Raw genomic sequence first — 24,226 nt, 5'->3', positions numbered from 1 at the left:
CACAGCACGACGGACTATTCGCCGAGGCGCCGTAGCCTGAACTGTCCCGAGCGTGTCGAGCTGCCCTTATCTCCAGGCGAACACCGGCTGCTCGAGCTTGTCGATGCGCGTGTGCCGTCCGTTCAGCACTTCGCGGAACTGATAGATGACGGCTCCGGTCGGCGCATGGATCAGGCTCGTTCGGAACGGCCATTGGATCACCGGGTTCGGTGACTCCTCGATGGTGACGAAGCGCGAGTCCACGTCGAGCTCCTCCGACGTGACGGCATACACCTGGGCCACCTCGTCGGGATTGGGTACCAGTCCCCCGATGTCCTCGCCCGACCACATGACGAACGGCCGGATCACGAATCCCGAACGAGTGACGTAGTCGTCGAGCCGGCCGATGATCTTCGACTCGGGAACGTCGACACCCAGCTCCTCGGAAAGTTCCCGAACCGCTGCCTGTTCGGACGACTCGCCCGGGTCGACGCTTCCGCCCGGCAACGCGAATTGACCGGGGTGGGCGCGCATCTTGCTCGGCCGCTTCGTCACCGGGAACACTGGTGTTCCGTCCGCAGTCCGCATGACGACGATGACCACCGACGCCGAGCGCCTTCCGTCCAATTCGACCGACCGAGGTTCGAAAGCGGCAAGTGAGGCGACCACGTGGTCCCGATTCAGTAAATCTCCGTTCACCATGGCTCGACAGTAGCGCCACGAGACTGAGACCCTCAGCCAGTCTGGTCCATTTTGGCCGCTTCGCCTGATTATCGGTCTGTATTCCTGTCATGCTGAACAGGCAGAATCCACCGTGCGGCATGGCGAGAAGAGAACCTCGATGGCTGAGCAGTCCCAGACCCCCACCCCGCAGACCGACCGGAGCGCGCCGGGTGCGCCGAATCGGGCCTCTCGCTTTGCTTCCGACGCACTGAGCGTCCTGCGGCGCGTGCCGTTCACTTCGATCGTCGTCCTCACCATCACCGTCGTCGGGATCGCGACCGGCGCCCTGTGGAATCACGTCCGTACCTACTCGTGGTTCGACGACATCGCCTACGGCGTTCCTGCCTTGCAGGAAGGCAAGTGGTGGACTCTCGTCACGGGGTGGTTCTTCGGATTGACACCGGGTCAGTATGTTTCGATCATCGTCGTTTTTGCCTTGGCGGTCGGCTGGTGCGAATGGCGCCTGGGAACCAAGAACGCGGCCATCGTCACGATCAGCGGTCAGTTGGCGGGCGAACTCAGTGCATCGCTCCTCCTCTGGGCGGGCAGCCACACCGACTGGGATTGGGCTCGCAACCTCGCCACCCACCGCGACGTCGGCGTGACCACCGCAATCATCGCCGCTCTCGCCGCGACCACGGCAACACTCCGCTCGCCCTGGCGAATGCGAGTGCGCGCCATTCTGTGCGCGTACATTGCGATCGCGTTCCTCTTCGAAGGCCGCCTCGCCGACGTGCAGCACCTCATCGCGGTCGCGATATTCCTGCCGGTGGGCGAGAAGTTCTTCGGCGACGGAGAGCGCGGGTTCATCCCCCGAACGCGACGCGAGATCCGCCTGCTCGGATTCATCGGCCTGCTCCTGATCGGCGTGGTCGAGATCGCCGTCTGGCTGTTCCCCGGAAGTGGACCGTTCGGGCCGACGGAAGCCGAAACCGGTTCGGGCTGGACGGCATTGATCGACGTGGTCATCGTTGCCCTGATCGCGGATCAGTTGCGACGAGGTCGCCGCTGGGCCTGGTGGGTTGCCGTGGTGTTCGGTTCACTGACGGTCTTGGCCACCGCCCTCGTCCTCGTTTCGGTCATCTTCTTCGACTACGAGAGCGCCGGCGCCGTCACGGTCGGTACCGCGCTGCTCTGGCTTCTCGAACTCATCTTGTTGATCAAGGGCCGCCACGCTTTTCACGTACCGATGCGGCGCAAGATTCGAGGCGGGCCGTTGTCCGGGAACGATCCGCGCGCCGCCGCTCGGGAACTGCTCAAACGGCACGGCGGCGGAACCATGTCGTGGATGACGACGTGGGACGGCAACAGTTACTACTTCGGCGAGTCGGGTGAGAGCGTCGTTGCATTCCAACGGCATGTCGGTGTCGTCGTGGTCCTGGCCGATCCGATAGCGAGCCCCGACCGACTTGCCGCAGCGGTGGACGAATTCACGACGATGTCCGAAGCCAATGGCCTCACTCCCTGCTTGTTCTCCGTGGGGAAGGAGACAGCCGATGCCGCCGCCCGGCGTGGCTGGCGCACCGTTCAGGTCGCCGAAGACACGATCGTCGACCTACCAGAACTGCAGTTCACCGGTAAATCCTGGCAGGACATCCGCTCGGCGCTCAACAAGGCCAAGAAGGACGACATCACCTTCCGGATGACAACATTGGCTGACGAGCCGTTCTCCGTATTGGCTCAGGTGCGCGCCATCTCCGAGGAATGGGTGGGCGACAAGGGGCTACCCGAGATGGGATTCACCCTCGGAAGCGTCGAGGAGGCGCTCGACCGCGACGTCCGGGTCGGCTTGGCCGTCGACCCGACCGGAAGCATTCACGGCGTCACCTCGTGGTTGCCGGTGTACGGCGAAGGCGGCGTGGTTCAGGGTTGGACACTCGACGTCATGCGTCGACGTCCCGACGGGTTCCGTCCGGTGGTCGAGTTCCTCATCGCATCGTCGGCCCTCGAGTTCAAAGAACAAGGTGCCCAATTCGTCTCACTGTCCGGAGCACCGCTCGCACGCAGCGACGACGGCGCCGACGCCGCATCGATGGACCGCCTGCTGGACATGCTCGGAGCCGCGATGGAACCGCTGTACGGCTTCCGGTCTCTTCACGCGTTCAAGAAGAAGTTCAAGCCGAGGTACGAACCCGTTTTCCTGTGTTTCCGCGACGAGGCCGACCTGCCTCGGATCGGAATCGCACTGACGCGTGCCTACCTGCCCGACGCAACGGCTCCTCAGCTGATCAAGCTCGCCACCAGCAAGAGTTGACGCCGTGCGGTCCTGGTTCGAGCACACGGTCGTCGACACCGGCAGGCTCCCGCTGTTCTTCCTCCTACTCGCCTTTGTCCTGACGTTCCTGTTCATCCGCTTCAGCGTCCGGATGATCCGGGCCGAGGTCTCGTGGTGGCCAGGCAATGTCACGCCCGGTGGAATGCACATCCACCACATGGTTTTCGGTTTGATGATGATGCTCGTGTCCGGCTTCGCCTTCATCGCTCTGGCCGACTATCACACCCCGATCGCCAATTGTGTTCTCGCGTCGGTGTTCGGCATCGGCAGCGCGTTGGTCCTCGACGAGTACGCGCTCGTGTTGCATCTGCGCGATGTCTACTGGGCCGAGGAAGGTCGCTCGTCCATCGACGCAGTGTTCGTTGCCATCGCGATCTCGTTCCTTTTCCTTCTCGGGGTCCACCCGATCGGGTTCGCGGGAGAGTTCGACCCGTACGAGCAGGACCGCAGCCTGGCGACGTTGATCGGCGTTGTCGTCGCGATCGTGATCCAACTCGGACTCGCCGTGATCACGTTGATGAAGGGCAAACTCTGGACCGGCCTGATCGGGCTGTTCTTCACCCCACTTCTGTTGATCGGAGCAATTCGGTTGAGTCGCCCGGGTGCGCCGTGGGCGCGCTCGCGTTACCGCGACAAGCCGGCGAAGATGAGCCGGGCAGTGGCCCGTGAACAGCGTTATCGCGAGCCGATGATCCACGCGAAGATCTACGTGCAGGAAACGGTGTCGGGAAGTTTCGGTTCCGCTCCCCCGCCCCCACCACCGCTCCCCGTCGTCGACACCACAACCCCCACGTCGAAGGTCGGATTGTCGCGGCGGCTCTCGGACAGAATTCGCTGGCGTCGAACTCGCCGACGACTACGAACAGTCCCCGTCTGGCGTCTCCCCGTGATCCTCGTCGTCCTGTCCGTCGTCACCGCGAACATCCTCGTCGGGATCGACGGAGACCTGGTCAGCGACGGCGACGTCGGTACCATTTCCGAGGGCGTGGACGCCGGGGCCACCGCGACGCTGCTCAGCGTCATCGCCGGCGGGATGATCACTCTCACCGGTTTGGTGTTCACCGCCATCACCCTCGCAATGCAGTTCGGCGCATCGCAGATTTCGGTGCGGGTGGTCCCGATGCTTGCGCAACAGCGAGTGATGCGGTGGTCGATCGGCATGTTTCTGGCCACGTTCGTCTTCTCCTTGATCATTGCGCTCGATCTGGCGCTCGATTCGGAGAATTCCTCACCGACCATCTCCACGGCGATCGCACTGCTTCTGGCATTGGCCAGTGCGATCCTGTTCATCGCGTTGGTGGCGAAGGTCGGGTCGATTCTCAATTCCAGTCGGTTGCTGCGTTGGATAGCGGCCCAGGGCCGGAGCGCGACGATTCGTGCCTATCCGCTGTACGAGGACCTGCCCTCTGGCGCACCGAAACCCAGTCAGCCGCTCCCCCTACCCCAACCGCGCGAGTCCGAGAACTCCGAGAGCGCCGACGCACTGGTGATTCGCCTGCGCCACCTCTCACCCGACGGCCGGATTCTGCTGGCGATCGATCTCGCACGACTGCAGCGGTTGGCCGGCCGCTGGGACGTCTCGGTCGAAGTCGTCCCCAGCATCGGCGAGTTCGTCGCCCAGAACGCGCCCCTCTTCGAGGTACGCGGACCCTCGCTGAAGGTACGCCCGGACACCTTGATGTCGTGCTTGATCTTCGGTGACACGCACAGCCCGGTCGTCAGCCCCGGTGCAGCGCTGCAGTCGATCGTGGACATCGCGCTCAAGGCGCTCTCACCCGCCATCAACGACCCGGGCCGAGCCGTCCAGGCACTCGATCACATCGAAGATCTTCTGGTACTTCTCGCCCCGCGGGTCCGCTTCGACACATCAACCTCGGATCTCACGCTGATCAGAGGGCAGCAACGCACCTGGACCGATTACGTGTCCGTCGCCACCGACGAGATCCGGCACTTCAGTACCAATTCCGCGCAGGTCCAGCGTCGTCTACGCGCGGTATTCGCGACCTTGCTCGAAGCCTGCCCGCCGGACCAGCACCCTCCGCTACTCGAGCGCGTCGACGCACTCGATGCGCAATTGACCCGAGAATGGACCGGCGCACTCGACCTTCGGCTCGCGAGTGTGGCAGATCCGCAGGGATTGGGCTCCGAAGCCGGGGCGACCGGAAGAATTCACCCGCTGATCATCGGGTCTTCGGAACTTCCGGACGATCGTTCATCCGGGCAGACCGAGTCGCGTTCCCAGCCAACCTAATTGACTCGCCAACCCAGCCGACCACACCTGGAAGCTGTGTCCTCCGTCTACCTCGGCGTACTGGACGTCCATCCCTGCGGCCTTTGCGGCTTCGTAGAGCGTTTGAAGACCTGGGCGGTAGTCGTTGTCCTGCTTGCCGACCACGAACACCCCGGCGCTGTCGGGGAACTTCTTCTCCCGGAGCAGATCCTGCGGATTCACTGCCACGAACGCGGCTTCATTGCCGCCGAACGCTGCATCGACCGTCTGCTTGCGATCGCCGAGTGTGGGTTCGATCTGACCGGACAGATCCAGGAACGTCGGATATACCGCGGGGAAGTTCGTTGCCATCTGGAACGCGCAGGTACCGCCGTAGGAAAGTCCCCCGATCGCCCACTTCCTCGGGTCGGGATCCACCTGGAGGTTCCCGCGCACCCAGTCGGGAACATCGCGCGAAAGGTACGTCGCGACGTTCCCGAGTTGGGAATCGACGCAGAGCGGATTCGCCAGTTCCGACCCGGTCCCGTCAGCAACGACGACAACGGGAGCCAAGCCCGAATGCGCAGCGGCGTAGGTGTCCATGGTCTGGACGAGACGTCCGCCCTGTAGCCAGTCCTCGGGCGCGCCTGGTTGGCCGGCAAGCAGGACCAACACCGGCAACTCCGGTCGTGGGTTGGTGAAATACGCGGGCGGTAAGTAGATCTCGGCGTCGCGGGCGCTGAATCCGGAGACCGTCCCCGCAATCGTGACCGTGCTGACCTTGCCGGCCGACGGCATGTCCGCGGGAGCCTTCCATTGCGAAACCGGTACCGCCCCGTCCTTGCCGTCGTCCAGGTCGGCGAGTGAAACCTTCTCCGCATCCGAGAGTCCCAGCGCTGTTCCCAACGTCGGATACGACTGGAACTGCAGATTCACGTGAGCCGCGCTCGACACGACCACCAGGAGCACGGAGACCACGGTGAGCACGCGACCGTCGATCCGCGTCGCCGCAAATACCCGCGAAACACCCAGCAGCACGCCGAGAATGCCCAACCCGATCCACACGTAGACCGGACGGGCAATCGGATCGGGGAACGGGTGCCACACCTTCTCGATCAGCCAGTACAGCACGAGAGTGATCGCGATTGCCGCGACGATGCAGACCGGAATCGAGATCAGCACGTGACGCCTCGATCTCGAGAAGATCAGCCACAGAAGTGCCAGAATTCCGAGCACCGTCACCACGGGCGGAACCGGGCCCGTGACCAGCGACAGATCCGTGATCGTGTGCACGTCGTCTCCCGTCGCAGCCCTGTTTAGACAATATCCAAGAACAGGACATTTCGGAGCTGATGGCGTCAGATCACTGCGTTCGATGCCTGGGCACGTAGGTCTCGGGCCAGGTGATCCCGACGCTCGAGAACAAGCCTCCGCAGCGACGCGGGCGCCTCCGCATTGGCCTGGATCCAGGAATCGACAGCAGAGGTGTCTTCAGCTGCCGGGAAGAGCCCGTTCACCAACCGTCGCGCGATCTCGATGCTGCGTTCGGACCACCACTTCCCCAGGGACGAGAAGTACTCTGCCGCATATCCCTCGATCAACGACGGGTCCGTGCCCGAACGGAATCCGGCGATCGTCGCATCCAGGCGGTCGTTCGAGAGTGAGCCGTCAGTGGTCGCCGACGCCCAGGCAGCCGCCTTGGTCTCGGCATCGGGAATCGACGCCACAGCGCGGACGTACGCCGTTCGACCCGCTGACGTGCTGTCCTTGCTCAGCTCACCGTCGAAGTCGCTCACACTCGCATGGCCGGTCGCCGACAGGGCGATCCACAATGCCCACCGCAGATCAGGATCGAGAGCCAGTCCGACCGGCCCCGGGCAGGTGCCGTCGAGTATCGACCGCACCTCGTCGGCGCGAGCATCGTTGACCGCTGCAGCGGCCGACAGAGCCCGTGCCCATGCCAGCTGTCTTCCGGACTCCGGTTCGGCTTCGAACACCGCCTTCCAGGTCGTTTCCAACCAGCCTGCACTTACATTGGGCCGCAAGCTTTTCGGAACGTAGTGAAGAACCGCGTATTGGGCATCGGTCAGGATCGAGCTGAGAATCGCAAGATCTGTCTCCGCGGGAGCGAATCGTTCCACCATGTCGAGGTACCGGAACACCGAGAGCTGCGCATCACGCACCGAGTTCCACAGCGACGACCAGATCACCCCGCGCGCAAGCGGATCGCTCACGCGGTCCAGGGATGCCTCGACAGTGGACAGAGATTCCGCGTCCAATCGCACCTTGGCGTAGGTGAGGTCTTCGTCGTTGAGCAGTGTGAGTGCTCCGGGCGGAAGGTCGACCGACGTGCGTGATTCGGTGATGTCGAGTTCGACACGTTCGGTGCGAACAAGGTCTCCGGACTCGTTGTAGTCGTAGATTCCGACTGCGAGCCGATGCGGCCTCGGGTCCGTCTGGACCAGGTCTGTTCCGTCGAGCGACAGCGTGGACACTCCGGTGGTCTGCAACCAGATTCGGGCCCATTCGCGCACATCACGTCCGGAAGTCTCCGCGAGCACGTCGAGCAGATCAACCAGCGTGGTGTTCCCGAAGGCGTGGGCCTTGAAGTACCGTCGTGCCGCTTCGAAGAACGCGTCACGGCCGACGAACGCCACGAGTTGCTTGAGGACACTGGCGCCCTTGGCGTAGGTGATTCCGTCGAAGTTCAGCTTCGCAGCTTCGAGATCGACGATGTCGGCGACGATAGGATGCGTGGTCGGCAGCTGATCTTGGAGGTACGCCCACGCCTTCCGCTTGATGGCAAATGCTACCCAGGCATCGGTGAAGCGAGTAGCTTCGGCGCTGACCAGCGATCCCATGAAGTCGGCGAAGGATTCCTTGAGCCACAAGTCGTCCCACCAGACCATGGTCACGAGATCGCCGAACCACATGTGCGCCATTTCGTGCAGGATCGTGTTGGCGCGGCGCTGATGCTGCTCGTCGGTTGCGGTGCCGCGGAACACGTATGCCTCGGTGAAGGTCACCAGTCCCGGGTTCTCCATGGCGCCGAGGTTGTACTCGGGGACAAAGATCTGGTCGTACTTGCCGAACGGATACGGATAGTCGAAGTACTCGGCGTAGAAGTCCAGCCCCTGACGGGTGATGTCGAAAACGTTCTCCGCATCGAGGTACGGAGCCAACGACGCCCGGCACAGCGCACCCAACTCGACAGTGAGTTCGCCGCGACTCCACGACGACGCCACGCGGTGATACGGCCCGGCCGCGATCGCGGTGATGTAGGTCGAGATCGGCAGCGTCGGGGCGAAAGTGACGCGTTGTGCACCGTCCACGGAGAGAGTCTGGGTCGCGGGCTGATTCGACAGGACTTCCCAGCCGTCAGGTGCTGTCACCTCGAATGTGAAGGGCGCCTTGAGGTCCGGCTGCTCGAAGCAGGCGAAAACACGCCTGGCATCGGCAGGCTCGTATTGCGTGTACAGATACGTCTGATCGTCAGCGTCGTCGACAAATCGGTGCAGCCCTTCGCCGGAACGGCTGTAGTGGCCGTGAGCTGCCACTCGCACGACGTTCGATCCGCCGAGTCCGCGCAGCACGATCCGGGATCCGTCGTACTCCACCGGAATCGACGCACCGTCGACGTCCACGGAATCGACTGCAGCACCGATGAAATCGAGCCACGTGGACTCCACCGAGGACGTCAGATCAATTGTCGTGACCGTCGAAAAGGTCTTCACGGCGGAGTCGACCGCCGATCGCAGATCCAACTCCACCCGGTAACCGGCGACGGAGATGGCTCGAGATCGTTCGGCGACTTCGCTTCGATTCAGGTTCGCAGTACTCACGCACTCGATCCTGCCAGGCCGCGCGCGGCGATGTGAGCCGCCGTGCGCCCTATCCCTTGAACGCGCCCTGCCAGACGGTGTCGAACGGCGTGTGTGCCGAGACGCGGCCTTCGATGCCCGCCGTGACGAACTTCTTTGCCAGAGCGACGGCTTCTCCCACGTCGGCGCCTTTTGCCAGCTCCGCGGTCACTGCGGCGGCCAGCGTGCAACCGGCACCCGAGACGCGCTCTTCGCCGACCTTGGGGGCGGAGAGAACAGTCACGTCGGTCCCGTCGAACAACACGTCGACGGCGTCGCCACCGGCGAGTTCGACACCGCCCTTTGCGAGCACGTACTTGGGTCCGAGATCATGGATACGACGTGCGGCCTCGATGAGGTCGTCGACGCTTTCGATGCTGTCCATTCCGGCGAGGGTGCGTGCCTCGAACAGGTTGGGTGTGACGACGGTGGCGAGCGGGAGGATCGAATCACGAAGTGCTGTATCGGTATCGAGAGCCGCGCCGGGCTCCTGGCCCTTGCAGATCAGGACCGGGTCGAGGACGACGTGGCGCCAGGACTGCCGACGCAGACCCTCTGCCACAACCTCGATCGTGGCAGGAGTTCCCAACATTCCGATCTTGACGACGTCCAGATCGTGAGCTGCCGTGGCAGCCTCGATCTGATCAGCGATCACGTCAGGAGCGATCGGTACGAAGCGATGACCCCAGTTGTTCTTGGGATCGAACGAGACGATACATGTGGTGGTCGCTACGCCGTAGACGTCCAATGCCTGGAACGTCTTCAGATCGACCTGCAGGCCGGCACCGCCAGTCGCTTCGGACCCAGCGATGACATAGGCGAGGTCAACCACAGCACAATCTCCTTCTTCGGACTTTCGAAACGTGCGTGGATGGCCACGAACGCGGGACCCAGTTTATCAACCGTTCCGACGTCTGGTTTTCGGCTATGCGGGCACCGGAGTTCCCCACGCGACGTCGTTGTCCTCGTATCCGAACGGCGGACCGACGAACTCGCCGCCGCAGGTGATCAGCGCGAGGGTTTCGGGTCCGTCGAGGCTGTTCAATCGCTCGACCGGCAGCTCGCCGTCCTTGCTGTAGTGATCGACCGCATCGATACGGTAGTTCCAGGTCTGTCCCCCGGCGCCCGCCACGGTCACGACCGAGCCGATTTCCAGTGTCGAGAACTTCTTTCCGAAACCGTCACCCTGATAGATGTCGTTGATGTGTCCGGTGATCACCACGGTGCCCGCGCCGGAGCCGGGAAATGCCGAATCTGCCCACCATCCGATCTCACTGACATCCTCGGGCGGAATGAGCGAGCCGTCCGTCGTCGTCTTGATCGGCAGGATGTCAGCGGTGCTGTTGCCTGTGCGCAGCGTGGTCGGGACATCCGGACCGTCGACCACCGCGCGAATCTCTGGCGGCAAATCTTGTTGGCCGGTCGCGAGGACGCGGGTCGGCGAGTCACCGTCGTCGGAACATCCGCCGATCAAGAGCATTGTCGCCACTACTGCAGCGGCCCACGTTCGGCTGGCCGTGGATCCAGGTGCCGCTGTCACGGACGAGAAGTCGGGCCGGACGGAATCTGGGCAATTGGTACTCGGTTTCCTACGTTTCGACCGGGAAGTGCGTCACCGGAATCCCCACCGTTCCCACCGGAACCGTCACCACCGCCGTTCCCGCCACCGCTTCCATTCCCGCCGCCGCCGGGGCCCGGGCCGGGGCCGGGGCATTCACCTCCCGGATCGGTGGTGTCTCCTGCCAAGACAATCTTGACTGCCGAGAGGTTGACCGTCTGGTTCTGTGCCACTTGTCCAGGAGTTGTGACGTCGAATGCGAGCTTGGCACGTACGGGGATGACCGAACCGTCGTCAGCGTCGGTGACCGTTGACCCTGACCGGCCGAGATCTTGGGTCAACGTCATTCTGGAGATCAAATCCTGATCTCCGGTCAAGCCGGCGCCGTCGATCCGAAGGGTCCCTCGGACGGGACTTCCGTGGGCTCTGATCGTCACCGATGCGCGAAACTCGAGGATGTCTCCCGGCACTGTCCGCCACGCCTCGATCGAGTTGATTTTCGTTCCAGGCGATCCAGTCGAGATGTCGTACCAACCGTCGATCACGGCCGGATCGAGTGACATCGAATTTTCGTTGATTTCCGAGTTGCACGCGCGGGTGAGCGAAACGGGGGCAGCCGATCCCACTGCGGGGAGTGCTGTCGACACAACGGTCGCCAAGACGAAGGCCGTCGCGGTGATGCCCGCGGTACGCCTGCCGAAGATCGTCATTCTCTCGCTACCTTTTTCCGCGGACCGTAGCTTCCGGTCAATTCAGTCAAAATACCAGTACAGCTGGACAAATAGGTCGAATTCCGTGCCGAATTCCTCTTGTTTTCTGTGAACTTCGGTTACGAGCAATTTCTCCGCACACGCGTTCCGGCAAGGGGTACATCGGATCAACAGGGGTCAGAAGTTACATTTCGCCCGCACATCGGAGCAGATCGCACTGATTTCTCACCGCATTGGACAGGTATTTCCGTTTCATAGCGGTCAGCCGGTGGAACAACGATCACTACAACGAGCGTGCCGGGCACGTGTCCGGTCGCCCCCCACCGAATCAAGGGAAACCGTCATGTCGGATACAACATCAGTCAAGCAGGGTTTCGCGGTAGGAACATCGATCGGGGCAGCCGTCATCTTGGTGACGGTCGGCATCGTGCAGTTCTTCCAAGGACTCGCTGCCGTCGCCGAAAACGAAGTGTTCGTAGTCGGGATCGACTACGTCTATCAGTTCGACCTGACGACGTGGGGTTGGATCCATCTCGTGCTGGGCGCGCTCGTCGCTCTCGTCGGGCTCGCACTGTTCACCGGAGCGGCCTGGGCGCGGGTGTCGGCAGTGGTGATCTGCGCGATCTCGATCATCGCGAACTTCTTGTGGCTGCCGTACTACCCCTGGTGGTCGACTCTCATCATCGCGCTGAACATCGTCGTGATCTGGGCTGTGTCGACATGGAAGCCCACCCAGACGACGCACGCCGCTGCGCATGCACCGTCAACGCCGACTCGATCTGCTTGAGTTGAAAGTATGTGTAGGTGGATGGCGTATTCCGGAGAGCCGATACTGGCCCATGACTTGCTGTTCAGGCCACAGCACTCGCTGATCGACCAGAGCCTGCATTCTCAACTCGGGGCCACGACGACAAATGGCGACGGCTTCGGAATCGGCTGGTACGGGGAAGGCCCCCAACCGGCAGTTTTCAAGAGCATCGAACCCGCGTGGAACGACTCGAACCTGCGCGAAGTCACCTCCCAATTGCGCACCCCTCTGCTGTTCGCTCACATCCGCGCCTCGACGGGAACTGCAGTGCAGCGCAGCAACTGTCACCCGTTCCGGCACCGGCAATGGTTGTGGATGCACAACGGTTCACTACACGGATTCCACGACATGAAACGGGAATTGGTGACTGCCATTGATCCGTCGCTCTTTCCGGATCTCGAAGGATCGACGGACTCGGAAACCTTGTTCTTCCTCGCGCTGACGTTCGGCCTGACCGACGATCCGTTCGAAGGTGTCGCGAGGGCCGTCGGATTCGTCGAGCACACGGCCCGCTCGCAGGGAATCGACAATCCGGTTCAGATGACCGTCGCCACGTCGGATGGCATCTCCACCTGGATCTTTCGCTATTCCAGCGAGCACCAGTCGAGGTCGTTGTTCTTCTCCACCGAGATTTCCATGTTGCGCAAGCTCCATCCTGAGGTGGATGCCCTGCACCATCTGAGTGAGGAGACCCGAATCGTCGTCTCCGAGCCTCTACGTGACCTTCCCGGCGCCTGGAACGAGGTTCCCGAATCCGCCGCAGGCGTCATCCGGCCCGGACGGGACGAGATGCGGAACTTTGTGCCGATCCCACTCCGGTAGGAAATGCAGTCAAAGACCGATTGTTGTGCCGAATTCTCGCCGCACTTAAGTGATGATGGCTTGATGTGGAAACAGGCACTCGGGTTTGCTTTGTTCGGGGCAGCCGTCGCCTTGGTCGCCGCGTCGCTGACACAGGGGTCCTTACAGGCATCGGCCACGATCACACTTTTTTCGGGTGGCACGACAATCTCGGGCTTCGCCGGTGAATCACAATGGAACTGGTCGATAGACGCTGCGGTGATCGGCGCCCTTCTGGGCGCGCTGACCGGGTTCGTGCTCCGCCTCGCGGGCGTGCGAATCTCCGGAAGCCAAGACAATCGACTGGTTCGAACTGTGGTGGCAGGCATCGCAGGCGTCACGCTTGGGCTGACGCCCCTGTTGGTCTTGATCGGCATGGCATTCACCGGGTCGGTTGATATGGGATGGTCCCCGCTCCTGGTCTACGCCGTCAGCGGTCTTCTGGCCTATGGCCTTTCGGTCGCCGCCGTGTTCGGAGTTCTTCGCGCTGCCGGGGATCGACTTACTGTTCGCACGACGCGAGCGGTCGCGGCGATGCTTCCGGTAGGGGCGTTGGCGGCGACTGCTGCGGGTGTCGGTACTGCGTGGAAGCTGGGCTTCTCCACCGCCGCTCCCACCTGGATTGCAGTCGTACTGCTGGTGGTGCTCGTATTGGCCGTGACGTTCGTTGCGGCCCGGGCGTGGGCACTACGGATGCAGGCTCGTGACTTTCCAGAAGTGGCATAGGCGGTGGAACGATTGATTTCGACGGGCGCATCGAGATGAGGGGCGAGCGAATCTTCGCGGGACTCGTCGTCGGCCTTCTGCTCGGGCTGTTCGGCTATCTGCCGTTGGTACTCCTGTGGCAACATTTCGCAGATGTCCCGCAGCCGCAGCTTTATCCGAACCGTTCGTTCACGTCGTTCGGCCCCAACCCGCCACCGCTCACCTACTGGATAAGTTGGGCGGCGCCTGCCGCCGTGTTCGTCATTCTCGGACTTATGACTATTCCCAGCCGCACCGGCAGGCAATTCGCGTTGCCATTGGTGCTCGCGTTCCTTTCTGTGGCGGCAATGGTGGCGTGGTTCTGGATCTCGATGGAGCTGTTCTTCAGCCCCGACTGATCACTCACTCGATCGCGTATTGCGAAGCCCGCCGCGAGCACGCGCAGTGGCGCGCTTGTTCTGCAAGGCGATCCCCTGATGCACCGCAGCAAGTACCAATGCCAGCACTGCCGCAGGGAGACTCCCCACCATCGACAGCAGAGACGACATATCGGAGCTGAACGCGGTAAAGAAGCCCACCACTGCAGTACAAAGCATTGTCGCCGAGACGATCCAGGAAACGAATGGTCGCGGGATCACGGCTGGAATGACGCGCAGTATGCCATGTCCTCGACGGGCAGGTCGGGCCGAACCTGCTCTGGTATTTCGGTTTCGATCATCCTTCGCACGAATTCGACCATCGTGCCCTGAATCGGCCCCAGTCCAGTTGTGAGTATGCACAACGCCGTTTGCGGTTCGCGAGTCAATTGACGGAAACACCCCAAAACCGCAGCCGGCACGAACGCTGCCAATGCTGCACCGATCCAATTACCCAGTACGACGTCGGCGTCGGACCCGGCGTCGCCAATGGATCAGCAATGTCCAACGCGCGGGAAGTGCGGGAGCGCCAGAACTGGAAATAGAAAGAGCCCCAACGCTAGTCCCAGGACGACGCCCCACCACACGCTCAATCTCCGGCGGCGAGGCGTCTCCTGGTTGCTCATGTTCTACCTGACTCCGGTTCCCGACTCGACAGTTCCGTCGCCGTAGACGAGGTACGGGCGGCCTGCCAGACGGCGTGGTCGACCTCCCACGCAGTGACTACCCGCCCTGTTTCCTCGCTCAGCACCTGAGCGATGTCACGAAGGAGCAAGCGCGCGGAATCCGGTGTTGTTTCCGCTCCGTGGCGAGCGAGCCACCGCAACACCATCCGATCGGGTTTGACCGTGTCCTGGTGCCCGATCAGCATCCACAGATAGCCGCGGCGCACACCCGCACCGCCCTCACCGGGAACTTTCCGCAACGCGGATTCGGCCGCGTCGAGCCGGACTGTGTCGGTCAGTAGCCGGCGGGCATCGTCGAGGGTGAGCACGCCGTGTTCACGCAACATCTCCGCGTACCGAAGAACCGCGTCAGCCTTACGTATGCCGCCACGTGTCGAGGTGTTCTGCCGGTTCTTCGTCGTCTCCACCAGTGCTTCCACCGAGGTGTAGCGATCGAGAAACGCATCGAGCGGGACCGGATCTGCCGCTTCCGGCACCGACATCTCCACGGACGGCGATTCCACATCGAAGTCCGCCGCAACTCGACGGACCACGGGCACAACATGATTGTCGTAGTGCGCACCGATGCTGTAGACCGCGTCGAGCACACAGAAGCTCACGCTCACCCACCGACGCTCCCGTGGCTTGGGGTCCAGCTCACGAACAGCGGCCACCAGCCGCGAAATGCCCTCATCACTGTGCATGCGCCGAACCGTAACCGACCAGGCAGACACACCTACACCCAACGCCTCACCGTTTCGCCTTTTGAACTGCACGTATAGCACGTGGCTCGCTGAGCTGTCGGCGATTCACGGCAGACTAACCGCCATGCACACCTCCCCGCCAGCGGCACCGCTCGATGCGGTCGGCACCATCACTGCGCTCAGTGCCTCAACTCGTAGGCTCGACGACCTGGCCGCGCTCCCCGCGTCATCGGGCTTGTACGCGTGGTGGGCAGCTCCAGAGGTGTTTCCTCAGCTCCCCAGCCCAACGCACCCGTCCGACACCGGGGTGCAGCTGCTCTATATCGGTCTCGCCACAAACCTGCGCCGGCGGGTCGTTAGGAACCACCTGCGCCGCAGCGGACAGTCCACCCTCCGCCGCACCCTTGCCGGACTCCTGCTCGATACCGAGCACTACCGGACCCGTCGCACCGACCGCGTCGTGCTCATCGACGAGGACGAGATTCGCCTGACCTCGTGGATGCACACACACTTACAACTGAGCTGGTGCCAACACCCCACACCAGACGCGGTCGAAGCCGCCGTCATCGCGCAGTGGGCGCCACCACTCAATGTCGCCCACGCCAGCGGACCTGCCCGTGCCGTGATCGAGGCTGCGCGGGCTGCCTATAGCGCCAGTGTAAAACCTGAAGACCCAGCGCCCATTTAGGCCGTTTGACATGGGCAAACGACAAGTCCCCCATGCGAAATGGTACGCGACATCTACAGCAGGAAGGCTCCCGTCTCGCGCCAGGGGCCTTTCCAGCTAGCGCACATCGCTCCGCCTAGAGCTGCCGGCGTCGTCTCGACCGCCGCCCGCACCATGGGTTTTCAGGAACGGTCGCCCCGGAAGAAGAACAGGCTCACTGCGAGGATCGCGAGAACGACGGCACCAGCGAGGATCACAGCCGCGATAGGGCTACCTGAAGCGATCGCAGTGAGCGCGGTCCCGGCCGATCCTGCGATCGCGATGGCGAGTCCCGAGTTGGCGGGCCGCGAGTCATCGGTATCCACGGGTGGGCCTTTCCTTGATGGTTGCAACACGGCAGATGAACCGGTTGTCACCCGTTCTGTGGGTACATAGGCCCTTTACCAGATTCTGTGGAAAAGCAGTTGTCGTGGGCGCCTCTGACCTGCGACGATGACATGTCCCCCGCAGGAGGCTTGCCTCTCGATCCGCAACGGCCTCCCGCCCCTCATCGGCTGACCGCCGCGACAACCCGTGCCGATTCCCTCCTCAGCTTGCGGCGGACTGCCTCACCCTTCGCAGCCGGTTTCCCGCAATCTTCTGCTGCCATCGCCCAGGTCATACGGTGCACTGTTCGCTACAGAGCGCCGCCAGCTCAGTGCAGCGAGAACTGAATTCCCATACTGAGCACGTCGTGGATCAGAATTCACGTGCGATCGGCGACAATCACGCGATCACTCTTTATTCGAGTTCGACCTAACCGCCCGGAGGCGAAGTCCTCCGTCACCATCGGCGACGATCGGTCGATGGCTCACCAGCGAGAATTTGTCGGGGTGCGTAACTACCCTGCCGGGTATGGGGAGGAAGAAGAGGGCCAAAAAGCGCGGTGCCGATGTCAGCGAGCATCAGGAGAACAATCCGCTGGGCAGCGGGCGCGCAATCCGGCGGATTCATGTACCGATCGTTCACGGCATCGGGGTGACCAATCATCGGGAGTGGTCGCAGAAGAGTACTGAAAAACTCCTGTCGTGGTGGCAGGCCACCACCACCGAGAAGTTGTCGGACATTGAATGCGACGGCTGTGGAGTTATGCGGCAACACAACCACGTACTTCTGAACGATGACCAATGCGAGGTCGTACTCGATCCCGTGCTGTGGGGAGCCGACGTGGGCGACCGCACCTGGAATGAGGCATTCGGATGGTTTCGCCATGCCCTATTTTCGCTCGGCTTAGTGAATGTCGCCGCAGCACTGCAATCGCTGATCCCTTCTCATGAGAACACGAAGAAGGGCCTTGCGAGGGCACTCGTCGCCGGAGTCCGTAGGTGTGTCGGTTTGATTGCCCGTGCAATTGCAATTGTGGTCCTACTCATTGTCGGATTCATCGCCCGGATCCTGGGTCGAGCGCTCGAACCCCTAGGTCGAGTGCTCGGCCTTCGGTGTCAGTGGCTGCACCGCATCAAGACAATGATCGTCCATGCCCTTTCATGGATCGAGGTCTCCGACGGCGGGAGGCGCGCTATCGCAGACCAGGTGTGGGCATCCATCACTTCAGTCGACAGTGATGAGCGCGTACTCGTCGGGCACTCCCAAGGAGGGTCGATACTGGCCGAACTCGCTAGGCGAGGGCAATTGGGCCGCCGCGACCAGCTCGTCACTCTCGGCTCCGGTCATGCTCTTCTCGCCACACAAAGAGTGCTCGAAACAAAACAAAATGTTGGAAAGTGGGGTTGCCTGCTTGTGTTCCTGTTCGCAGCTCCAATGTCACTGTTGACGATTTCGCTGACCTCATCGACTGCAGTAGCACTGCGGGGATTCGTTGTACTGTTGGCAACCATCGCATATTCCACGTCTGCGATGTTGTTCGCCGGATTGGACGCATCGGTGAGCGCTCATCAAACAGCAGCCGCTCTTTCCTACTACCGCAAACTGGGTGAAGTGACCGCCTCTGATACCGCGTTGGTATGGATGGGCCCCATCACTTTCCTGCTCGGATTGTTCATTGCTGTTGGGGTCGCAGTGACGAAAAACTGGCTCCCGGAGATCGCCGAGTCCAACGCGATTGACTGCCCAGGGGTTGATTTGGTCGCCCGTCACGATCCGGTGGCGTCAGCCATGTCGCTGCTCGGTAGTCCGCACCGCGTGGTGCGAATTGTGCAGACAGATTCTGTATTTTTCGATCACATCAAATATTTCGAGAATGGTCTCGTGCTCACTGACATTTGTCGGCGGATAGAGGCCGCAGCAAATTCCACCACAGGGCCTTCCGCTGTGCGCACCCGCGAGCTATTCGAGGTTGGAAGCCTGGAGTTGAACAACGCCCTGCTGGTGCGTCGATGGGCCGCATTCGGCTCAGGGGTTCTGGTCGTTATTTTCGGCATTCCGATATTGGCATCGACTGTCGGAATGCTGACGTCATTGTTAGTAGTCGTCATGGCTTTGTCGAGCATTTCGATCATTTCGGCCTGTCGACGTAACGCGACGTTGAACCGCTATGCAGAACGCCTCAAGAAGAAGGGGTACGGGCCCATGGCAGTTTTGGGCCAGAAAAGGTCGCGAATACGTAGTTGGAAATGGTCTGTCACAGCCCTACTGATCGCGGGAACGGCCGCGGGGCCAGCACTGGTCTTTCCCACAGAACTACAAGATCGAACACAAGACATGCATCGAATGTTCAATCTCCTCGGGCTCAACCTACTGGCCAGCCCGATCTTGGTGATCGGAGCAGCGATGGTCGCTGCAGGATTCCGGTGCAGCCGTTTGATAGTGGCCGCGGGACTGACGATCACCTCGATCCTCCTTGTCGCCATGCCTCAGCCCTTGAATCCTGCTCCTGGATTCTATGGCGCGGTAACATTCGGGCTGGCGGTTGCGGCTGTCCACCGACACCGCAAGCTAACGACGCAGGCTCTCAAATCCGTAGAGGCGCAGTGAGCCGCGCGCGTCTCTGAACTCTCAGATCCGACAGCTGGTTTTGACCCTTCGTGATTCCTCGGTCAGCACCATCGTAAGAGCATCCACCTGCGATCCCGGTCGCAGTGCTTGCCGGGGCCGGCACACCGCTCGACGTCAAGTGTGACCCGCCGAGCTTCACTTTTGCGGGTTTGACCTCAAAGTACGATCATTTTCTGGCTTGATCTGTGGGGCTGGCCCCTCCGGGGCCATCACCAAAATAGAGTCCCCTAGTGCCCCTAATGTTTGGCGTTCCGAGGATTGTCGTAGCCTCGACCATTCGGGATCGCACGGATGGCGCTCGGGGCCAGTGCGACGACAAGCGCTGCATTCGGATTTAAATCCCTCAGAGGTCAAGCCCTGGACCGCTATTGGAGTGAAATGGCTCCAACCAACGAAATCCGGATTGCGGATCAAGCACGACCATCCGAATGAGACCACCTACTCCGTCGCACCACTCTCCTTCAAATGAGGTTGGGGCATTAGGCCTCACCACGGAAAGGAATTTTCGCTTCAGCTCTGTTCGCAATTCATTTGCCGGACCGGCAATATCCAGGTCCAGCCCTACGCACTCAGGCACGGCCATCACCGCCGAGAATCTCACTTCCCGGTCATTGAGGACACTGCTGTAGTCGCTTCCTTCGACCCCCCATTTCCGCACATAACAAGCTGGACCCAGGACCCTGATAGCAACACCGACCATCCCACTCTGGCAACCGAGCATTCAGAGGGGACAACACCGGCCACATCTATACCAGTACTCGGTGCGCCGTCAGCGGCGGCCATGTCTGCTCCTCGTGGATGCGGTTTGGGTGCCATACACCTCGCCGTATGCAGACCATCTGATTGACACCTGGCACTCGCAATCCTGTGTCCGACAACGCCGATGCTTCAACCAATTCAACTCCGAATGATCAACGAAACATGAGAACGTCAAGAATCCCGGCCACAGGGGGTTCTGTGACAGATCGACAAATGACGATCAATATCGTTTCACCAAATCTTCGGAAAGATTCGTATTCTACTTGGCGGACCCGAGATGTCGATAACTGCTACACTGCATTATTCTAATCCGAAATATCTACCCATATTAATTACAGACTTCGTCGTACCCTCTAATTGTTGGCCATAATTATATGACGACACAACAATTGCTAAATCCTGATCTATCGATCCAGTTGACGAAACGACATCAAAGTTCGCCGAAAGCGCACGAAAAGTGTCTTCGCCCGATCCATGCTCCTCATACCTTACATAAAGTGCATCAATGGAAATCCCAAAACGCTCTTCAAGTGCCTCCATCCTTTCCACTCGATCGGTAACATCGATCACCTTCTTATTCTTTGACATTATTCACCAATCCTTAACATGAAGTTATAACTATTCTAGTTTTCCGAAATTCTGTACTGGGCATCGAACCTGTACTCGACACACTCCCATGCCCATTGCCTGCACTGCTTTACGAATTGCAACTTATCTCGCGGATTGGAAATAAACTGGATATGAGTCACAGATTTAGCCCTTAGCACCAACGCAAGAATGTATTTGTCACCCGAGTCTCTAGCATATGAGTCTTCGTTGGGGGTTAAGGAAAATGCTTGACCCGCATGGGAAATCGACTTAACTTCAACGAAGTAACGAACCGACCCGCGAACGGCCAGGAGATCGTATCCGACATTTTGACGACTATGATCTTCGGCTTCAAACCCCAGATCGTTCAGTAAGTTCAATACAGATAGTTCTGCTGATCGCCAAAACGACGTATTCGTAAGAATTGGATTAATAGATCTTTCAATTACATTAGAAGGTGAACCTACCGACGGAAGGAACGGGTCAGTCTCCTCAAATCCAAACACCGCAGATAGGTCCGAAGTGATGTCAAATTCTTCCGATTCCTGAGATTCGTCGAGTTTCACAACTTTCAGGCCATCGGGAAGGTGCTTCTTTATTTTGCCCTTTAGTTGGATTGCATCAACTCCACTATCGAGAATTTTCTTCACAAATTCCGGAGAAACTTCCCGATTGTCTCGAACTGCAGATTCAAGACTTGACAGCACCCCGTCAACTTCCCAAACTGGGGATGTAATAAAGTCTGCAAATGTGACGTCCACCGGGATGGGCGTCTTTGTAATGAATGCTATCAATTCCGCACATCCCTTCGCATTCACTGCACCGGATTCTGCCGCCTTCAGTACGGATTGAGCTGAAACCGACTTTACTCCAGCAAATCGGGCGATATCAGAAACCGGAGAATCTTCTACATGGAGGGAAGGAATCACGACCCTCTTAGCCAAACCTGAGAGAGCACGCGCATCCTGGGCATTTAGCCAGGTAGGGGCGAAGGCTAGGGTGTCGCGCAGATGTTGCAATCCATCGGATATTTTGGAAATAAGTTCAGAACGGAAACTTTTGTTCTGAAATCGCAAAGAAACTTCGTCCACATTTGGCTTCAAGCAAGCGATAATGCTTGCAGCTCCAGTCGTCTCCAAACGAGAGGATTCGATTATTTTGTCACATACTAGCGAGGATACTGCGTTCAACTTAGCTTCAGTCTGGTCGTCCAGAACAACTCTAGTACGTGAAGGGTCGGTGCTAAAATCTCCATTGATCCTGACGCCTATTCCAGCCTGTTCAAGCGTAGGAAGGAAAGCGTGGACGATGGACCCTGTAGGGGTTAACGGAATAAGGTTATCTCCCTCCATCGAGAACGCGATGGATACTCCGTCTCGGGATTCGATTTTCCATTTCTCATCCCCAGTGGGCGAGGACGTGGAGACTATACTCGCATGGCTCGACAGGTGACTCCTGTCGCATGTAAATACTTTTTCTTTCCGATTGTTCGAGACAACGATACGGACATTGTTGAGAAATATGAGATGATCCGAGTTAAACCGATCGAACTCATTATCAATTTGAGTCTGATTAATTCCTTCTAATATAAATAGAGTCGTATATCCCTGAGACAAGAGGAGGTTAGCCTCCACCATAGGCCCCGAAACCTCTTCGAGGTTTAGCAGATGGGGTATTCTAATAAGTGGAACCGCGGTATTTACTCCACCAACTAGTTGATCAGTCAGGTGTCGAGAGAACGTCACTCTTAGTGATTCACTGATGAGATGTACTTCATTGGCAATTCCTACTACAGATTTGAATCCGATTCCACGGTATCCAATACCTCGACCTCTCTCCTTATTGGAAGACGCACTTCTGCAAAGGCTCCTGAAATCACTGAGGTTGAATTCGCGACCAGAGTTTGCGCAGATAACCCAGCCGTCGCCTCTGACGAACTTGACACGGTCAGCTCCCGCGTCATCCGAGTTCTGTAGGAGTTCAATAAATGCTCGACTTGAATATGACTCGGCGATATACCGTTCCAAGCCCGCCAGGTCGGCAAGCATATGAGGAGAGTTAAGTGCCTCGGTCAACAGTTCATCTTGAACTTGCTTGAAAATATCCACCGATCCTCCTAATCCGTTAAGATTTCTTTGGAATTACTCGTATAAGTGAAGGCTGCGTGTCAATGTCATACATCACTTCACTGCAAGATTGAATTCCCATGAAATCGTCTGCACTTATCCACGCTTGATCAGTTCCTATCAATTGACGCTTCTCGTTGTATACAGATATCGTGATCATTAAATCTTGATCAAGTGTCCCATTAGGAGAGAGAACGTCGAAATTTACGGTTATCCGTCCGCCATCTTCGTCGTTACGAAACGTTGCATAGAAAGACTCTAGCGAAATTCCAAGACGATCCTCTATTGCTTCCATTCTTTCGATTCGGTCTGTGATGTCCATCTTGATCTCACGCATAGGGTTCTTCCGCTTTCCGACACAGGTAAGGGATCTCAGCAGATGCCGAGACCCCTACCGAGATTGGGTTTTGCCAGTGACATCCACTGTAGCAACTCGTGTCGTCAATTTTTGTGTAACGCGCGTTTTGATACGCGAGCAGGTTACGTTGTACTCTGGCTCATCCATTTTAAGTTTGTCTTTTCATGGCCGGCCGGAGGGGATCCGTGTCCACGGGAGCTAGTGGTCGAAGTTTCGGAATCCCCCCGATACCCGCAAATGCTCAAGCCGATATATTCCTCGCCGACCACCTGCCGCGGGCGTCCTCGCGCGTGAGCGCGGGGGCATCCCCCCGATTGAGCTGCCCGGAAAGCCCTGCCGTGCACGCCACCAGCCGATGAGATTGCTGAACGTCAGGCCATCGGCGGGGATCGGCTCGCAATAGATGAGACAGAACTCGCCATTCCGGACAATCTCGATGTCGTTGCGGTCCAGACCCGCGATGCGCGACAACCGATCTGGGTTCCGAACGCAGTGAGATCACCACCAGTGACAGCGAGGACTTCCGCTCCGAGCACCGGACTGGAGCCGACCATCGACTCGACCACCGCCGTATCGCCAGCGTCTGATGACCAGACAGCAAGATCAACGTCGCCTTGACACTAGTAAGGACCAGCGCCCGCTCCATCGACGGGAAATACGAGCAAAATCGCCAGACGGTGGATAAGCGCCGCAGAAATACTCGGTTTATCGGCCGGTCGACACCACGAACTTTGCAAGCTCTTGTGCTCGTGCTGCTAACCTTCCGCCCATGCCGGTTTCTGCGGATGTTCGCGAGCGCCTTCGGTCTTACTTGGATCCAGATGACGAGATCCGGTACGTATTTCCAGCGGACGTTCTGATGAGCGCGAAACCGAGTGTGATTGTCGTAGTGAGCCGAAAGGCGATCACCGTCTTCTCGACGAGCTTTCGGTCCAGAAAAGTGCCGAGGTCGATCCTCACCCAGTTTCCGAGAATGACCGTCCTCGGCCCGGTCGATACTGCGTCCACGCCGCACTTCACTTCGGCGGGCATAACGTACGAGATCGACGAAGAATATGTTGCAGTCGTGAACGCTGCCGACGCGGAGATCACGTCACCGCAGGACTTCCCGCATGATCCGTTGCCGAACCATTGAAGGCACAAACAAAAAGGCAGTTTCTCATTTCTGAGAAACTGCCTTTTTGATCTAACTTCGGTCGGGCTGACAGGATTTGAACCTGCGACCACTTGACCCCCAGTCAAGTGCGCTACCAAGCTGCGCCACAGCCCGTCCCACGCCCTT

At 59.7% G+C, this 24,226-nt stretch carries 22 protein-coding genes and 1 tRNA gene; 9 read left to right on the top strand and 14 right to left on the bottom strand.

What is annotated here, in order from left to right:
* Nucleotides 1–66: 66 nt before the first annotated feature.
* Nucleotides 67–681: a CoA pyrophosphatase gene (locus ATN38_RS30090; RefSeq protein ID WP_003946186.1), complete on the bottom strand. Its 615-nt coding sequence runs from the start codon at nt 679–681 to the stop codon at nt 67–69.
* 139 nt (nt 682–820) lie between these two features.
* Here ATN38_RS30090 and ATN38_RS30085 point away from each other — a divergent pair, with 139 nt between their 5' ends.
* Nucleotides 821–2,956: a bifunctional lysylphosphatidylglycerol flippase/synthetase MprF gene (locus ATN38_RS30085; protein ID WP_218749275.1), complete on the top strand. Its 2,136-nt coding sequence runs from the start codon at nt 821–823 to the stop codon at nt 2,954–2,956.
* 4 nt (nt 2,957–2,960) lie between these two features.
* Nucleotides 2,961–5,228, top strand: coding sequence for a DUF2254 family protein (locus tag ATN38_RS30080; RefSeq protein WP_218749274.1), 2,268 nt, complete (start codon nt 2,961–2,963; stop codon nt 5,226–5,228).
* On the opposite strand, the gene ATN38_RS30075 is transcribed toward ATN38_RS30080, so the two are convergent.
* From ATN38_RS30075 to ATN38_RS30055, 5 genes are all read right to left on the bottom strand, one after another.
* On the bottom strand, nt 5,190–6,479 hold the full coding sequence (locus tag ATN38_RS30075; protein WP_021333504.1) for an esterase family protein: 1,290 nt from the start codon (nt 6,477–6,479) through the stop codon (nt 5,190–5,192). The two genes, ATN38_RS30080 and ATN38_RS30075, sit on opposite strands and share 39 nt — an antisense overlap.
* A gap of 65 nt (nt 6,480–6,544) precedes the next feature.
* Entirely contained in the window at nt 6,545–9,028 is a 2,484-nt protein-coding gene (pepN, locus tag ATN38_RS30070) for an aminopeptidase N (protein ID WP_218749272.1), read from the bottom strand.
* 49 nt (nt 9,029–9,077) lie between these two features.
* Nucleotides 9,078–9,878, bottom strand: a complete 801-nt coding sequence (thiD, locus tag ATN38_RS30065) for a bifunctional hydroxymethylpyrimidine kinase/phosphomethylpyrimidine kinase (protein WP_003946192.1) — start codon at nt 9,876–9,878, stop codon at nt 9,078–9,080.
* Nucleotides 9,879–9,971: 93 nt separating this feature from the next.
* On the bottom strand, nt 9,972–10,586 hold the full coding sequence (locus ATN38_RS30060; protein WP_231783390.1) for a class F sortase: 615 nt from the start codon (nt 10,584–10,586) through the stop codon (nt 9,972–9,974).
* Nucleotides 10,583–11,314 carry a hypothetical protein gene (locus ATN38_RS30055; RefSeq protein WP_070161072.1) on the bottom strand — a complete coding sequence of 244 codons (732 nt, stop codon included), beginning with the start codon at nt 11,312–11,314 and terminating at the stop codon, nt 10,583–10,585. The genes ATN38_RS30060 and ATN38_RS30055 overlap by 4 nt, the downstream gene beginning before the upstream one ends.
* 343 nt (nt 11,315–11,657) lie before the next feature.
* Between ATN38_RS30055 and ATN38_RS30050 the strand changes: the two genes are divergently transcribed.
* The 4 genes from ATN38_RS30050 to ATN38_RS30035 all read left to right on the top strand — a co-directional run bounded on the left by ATN38_RS30050 (nt 11,658) and on the right by ATN38_RS30035 (nt 14,065).
* Nucleotides 11,658–12,101 (top strand): hypothetical protein, encoded by a 444-nt coding sequence (locus ATN38_RS30050; RefSeq protein ID WP_030537512.1) that lies wholly within the window; start codon nt 11,658–11,660, stop codon nt 12,099–12,101.
* Nucleotides 12,102–12,122: 21 nt separating this feature from the next.
* The gene (locus tag ATN38_RS30045; RefSeq protein ID WP_218749270.1) at nt 12,123–12,944 is read left to right on the top strand and encodes a class II glutamine amidotransferase; all 822 of its coding nucleotides are present in this window, start codon (nt 12,123–12,125) and stop codon (nt 12,942–12,944) included.
* Nucleotides 12,945–13,007: 63 nt separating this feature from the next.
* Nucleotides 13,008–13,688, top strand: coding sequence for a hypothetical protein (locus ATN38_RS30040; protein WP_042451030.1), 681 nt, complete (start codon nt 13,008–13,010; stop codon nt 13,686–13,688).
* A gap of 35 nt (nt 13,689–13,723) precedes the next feature.
* Nucleotides 13,724–14,065, top strand: coding sequence for a hypothetical protein (locus ATN38_RS30035; RefSeq protein WP_042451032.1), 342 nt, complete (start codon nt 13,724–13,726; stop codon nt 14,063–14,065).
* On the opposite strand, the gene ATN38_RS30030 is transcribed toward ATN38_RS30035, so the two are convergent.
* The 3 genes from ATN38_RS30030 to ATN38_RS30020 form a co-directional block, all read right to left on the bottom strand.
* Nucleotides 14,066–14,245 carry a hypothetical protein gene (locus tag ATN38_RS30030; RefSeq protein ID WP_218749268.1) on the bottom strand — a complete coding sequence of 60 codons (180 nt, stop codon included), beginning with the start codon at nt 14,243–14,245 and terminating at the stop codon, nt 14,066–14,068.
* Nucleotides 14,246–14,301: 56 nt separating this feature from the next.
* Complete coding sequence (locus ATN38_RS33460) at nt 14,302–14,505, bottom strand: QsdR family transcriptional regulator (RefSeq protein ID WP_372454387.1); 204 nt, start codon at nt 14,503–14,505, stop codon at nt 14,302–14,304.
* Nucleotides 14,506–14,705: 200 nt separating this feature from the next.
* Nucleotides 14,706–15,452, bottom strand: coding sequence for a hypothetical protein (locus ATN38_RS30020; protein ID WP_218749266.1), 747 nt, complete (start codon nt 15,450–15,452; stop codon nt 14,706–14,708).
* 124 nt (nt 15,453–15,576) lie between these two features.
* Here ATN38_RS30020 and ATN38_RS30015 point away from each other — a divergent pair, with 124 nt between their 5' ends.
* A complete protein-coding gene (locus ATN38_RS30015) occupies nt 15,577–16,140 on the top strand; it encodes a GIY-YIG nuclease family protein (RefSeq protein WP_218749264.1) in 564 nt (187 codons plus the stop codon).
* Nucleotides 16,141–16,301: 161 nt separating this feature from the next.
* On the opposite strand, the gene ATN38_RS30010 is transcribed toward ATN38_RS30015, so the two are convergent.
* Nucleotides 16,302–16,484 (bottom strand): hypothetical protein, encoded by a 183-nt coding sequence (locus ATN38_RS30010; RefSeq protein WP_042451037.1) that lies wholly within the window; start codon nt 16,482–16,484, stop codon nt 16,302–16,304.
* A 529-nt stretch (nt 16,485–17,013) separates the two neighbouring features.
* Here ATN38_RS30010 and ATN38_RS30005 point away from each other — a divergent pair.
* Nucleotides 17,014–19,092 (top strand): hypothetical protein, encoded by a 2,079-nt coding sequence (locus ATN38_RS30005; protein WP_042451038.1) that lies wholly within the window; start codon nt 17,014–17,016, stop codon nt 19,090–19,092.
* 1,080 nt (nt 19,093–20,172) lie between these two features.
* Here ATN38_RS30005 and ATN38_RS30000 read toward each other — a convergent pair.
* The 3 genes from ATN38_RS30000 to ATN38_RS29990 are packed head-to-tail and all read right to left on the bottom strand — an operon-like array spanning nt 20,173 to nt 22,923.
* Complete coding sequence (locus ATN38_RS30000; RefSeq protein ID WP_218749262.1) at nt 20,173–20,460, bottom strand: hypothetical protein; 288 nt, start codon at nt 20,458–20,460, stop codon at nt 20,173–20,175.
* Nucleotides 20,461–20,495: 35 nt separating this feature from the next.
* Nucleotides 20,496–22,568 carry a DUF3883 domain-containing protein gene (locus tag ATN38_RS33250; RefSeq protein ID WP_218749260.1) on the bottom strand — a complete coding sequence of 691 codons (2,073 nt, stop codon included), beginning with the start codon at nt 22,566–22,568 and terminating at the stop codon, nt 20,496–20,498.
* A 16-nt stretch (nt 22,569–22,584) separates the two neighbouring features.
* Nucleotides 22,585–22,923: a hypothetical protein gene (locus ATN38_RS29990; RefSeq protein WP_042446217.1), complete on the bottom strand. Its 339-nt coding sequence runs from the start codon at nt 22,921–22,923 to the stop codon at nt 22,585–22,587.
* A 994-nt stretch (nt 22,924–23,917) separates the two neighbouring features.
* Here ATN38_RS29990 and ATN38_RS29985 point away from each other — a divergent pair.
* Nucleotides 23,918–24,079 (top strand): hypothetical protein, encoded by a 162-nt coding sequence (locus ATN38_RS29985; protein ID WP_218749258.1) that lies wholly within the window; start codon nt 23,918–23,920, stop codon nt 24,077–24,079.
* A 61-nt stretch (nt 24,080–24,140) separates the two neighbouring features.
* On the opposite strand, the gene ATN38_RS29980 is transcribed toward ATN38_RS29985, so the two are convergent.
* A tRNA-Pro gene (locus tag ATN38_RS29980) sits at nt 24,141–24,214 on the bottom strand.
* Nucleotides 24,215–24,226: the final 12 nt, after the last annotated feature.

The sequence above is a fragment of the Rhodococcus sp. FH8 genome (assembly GCF_019266085.1).
Lineage (GTDB): Bacteria > Actinomycetota > Actinomycetes > Mycobacteriales > Mycobacteriaceae > Rhodococcus_F > Rhodococcus_F qingshengii.
The sequence above is the reverse complement of the archived record's forward strand: the minus strand, read 5'-3'. Positions and strand labels throughout refer to the sequence as shown.

Coding starts and splice junctions, on each gene's coding strand:
- ATN38_RS30090 (WP_003946186.1), bottom strand. CDS start 681: ATGGTGAACGGAGATTTACTGAATCGGGACCACGTGGTCGCCTCACTT.
- ATN38_RS29990 (WP_042446217.1), bottom strand. CDS start 22,923: ATGCGTGAGATCAAGATGGACATCACAGACCGAATCGAAAGAATGGAA.
- ATN38_RS30020 (WP_218749266.1), bottom strand. CDS start 15,452: ATGCACAGTGATGAGGGCATTTCGCGGCTGGTGGCCGCTGTTCGTGAG.
- ATN38_RS30055 (WP_070161072.1), bottom strand. CDS start 11,314: ATGACGATCTTCGGCAGGCGTACCGCGGGCATCACCGCGACGGCCTTC.
- ATN38_RS30050 (WP_030537512.1), top strand. CDS start 11,658: ATGTCGGATACAACATCAGTCAAGCAGGGTTTCGCGGTAGGAACATCG.
- ATN38_RS30045 (WP_218749270.1), top strand. CDS start 12,123: ATGGCGTATTCCGGAGAGCCGATACTGGCCCATGACTTGCTGTTCAGG.
- ATN38_RS30015 (WP_218749264.1), top strand. CDS start 15,577: ATGCACACCTCCCCGCCAGCGGCACCGCTCGATGCGGTCGGCACCATC.
- ATN38_RS29985 (WP_218749258.1), top strand. CDS start 23,918: ATGACCGTCCTCGGCCCGGTCGATACTGCGTCCACGCCGCACTTCACT.
- ATN38_RS30085 (WP_218749275.1), top strand. CDS start 821: ATGGCTGAGCAGTCCCAGACCCCCACCCCGCAGACCGACCGGAGCGCG.
- ATN38_RS30005 (WP_042451038.1), top strand. CDS start 17,014: ATGGGGAGGAAGAAGAGGGCCAAAAAGCGCGGTGCCGATGTCAGCGAG.
- ATN38_RS30035 (WP_042451032.1), top strand. CDS start 13,724: ATGAGGGGCGAGCGAATCTTCGCGGGACTCGTCGTCGGCCTTCTGCTC.
- ATN38_RS30040 (WP_042451030.1), top strand. CDS start 13,008: ATGTGGAAACAGGCACTCGGGTTTGCTTTGTTCGGGGCAGCCGTCGCC.
- ATN38_RS30000 (WP_218749262.1), bottom strand. CDS start 20,460: ATGTCAAAGAATAAGAAGGTGATCGATGTTACCGATCGAGTGGAAAGG.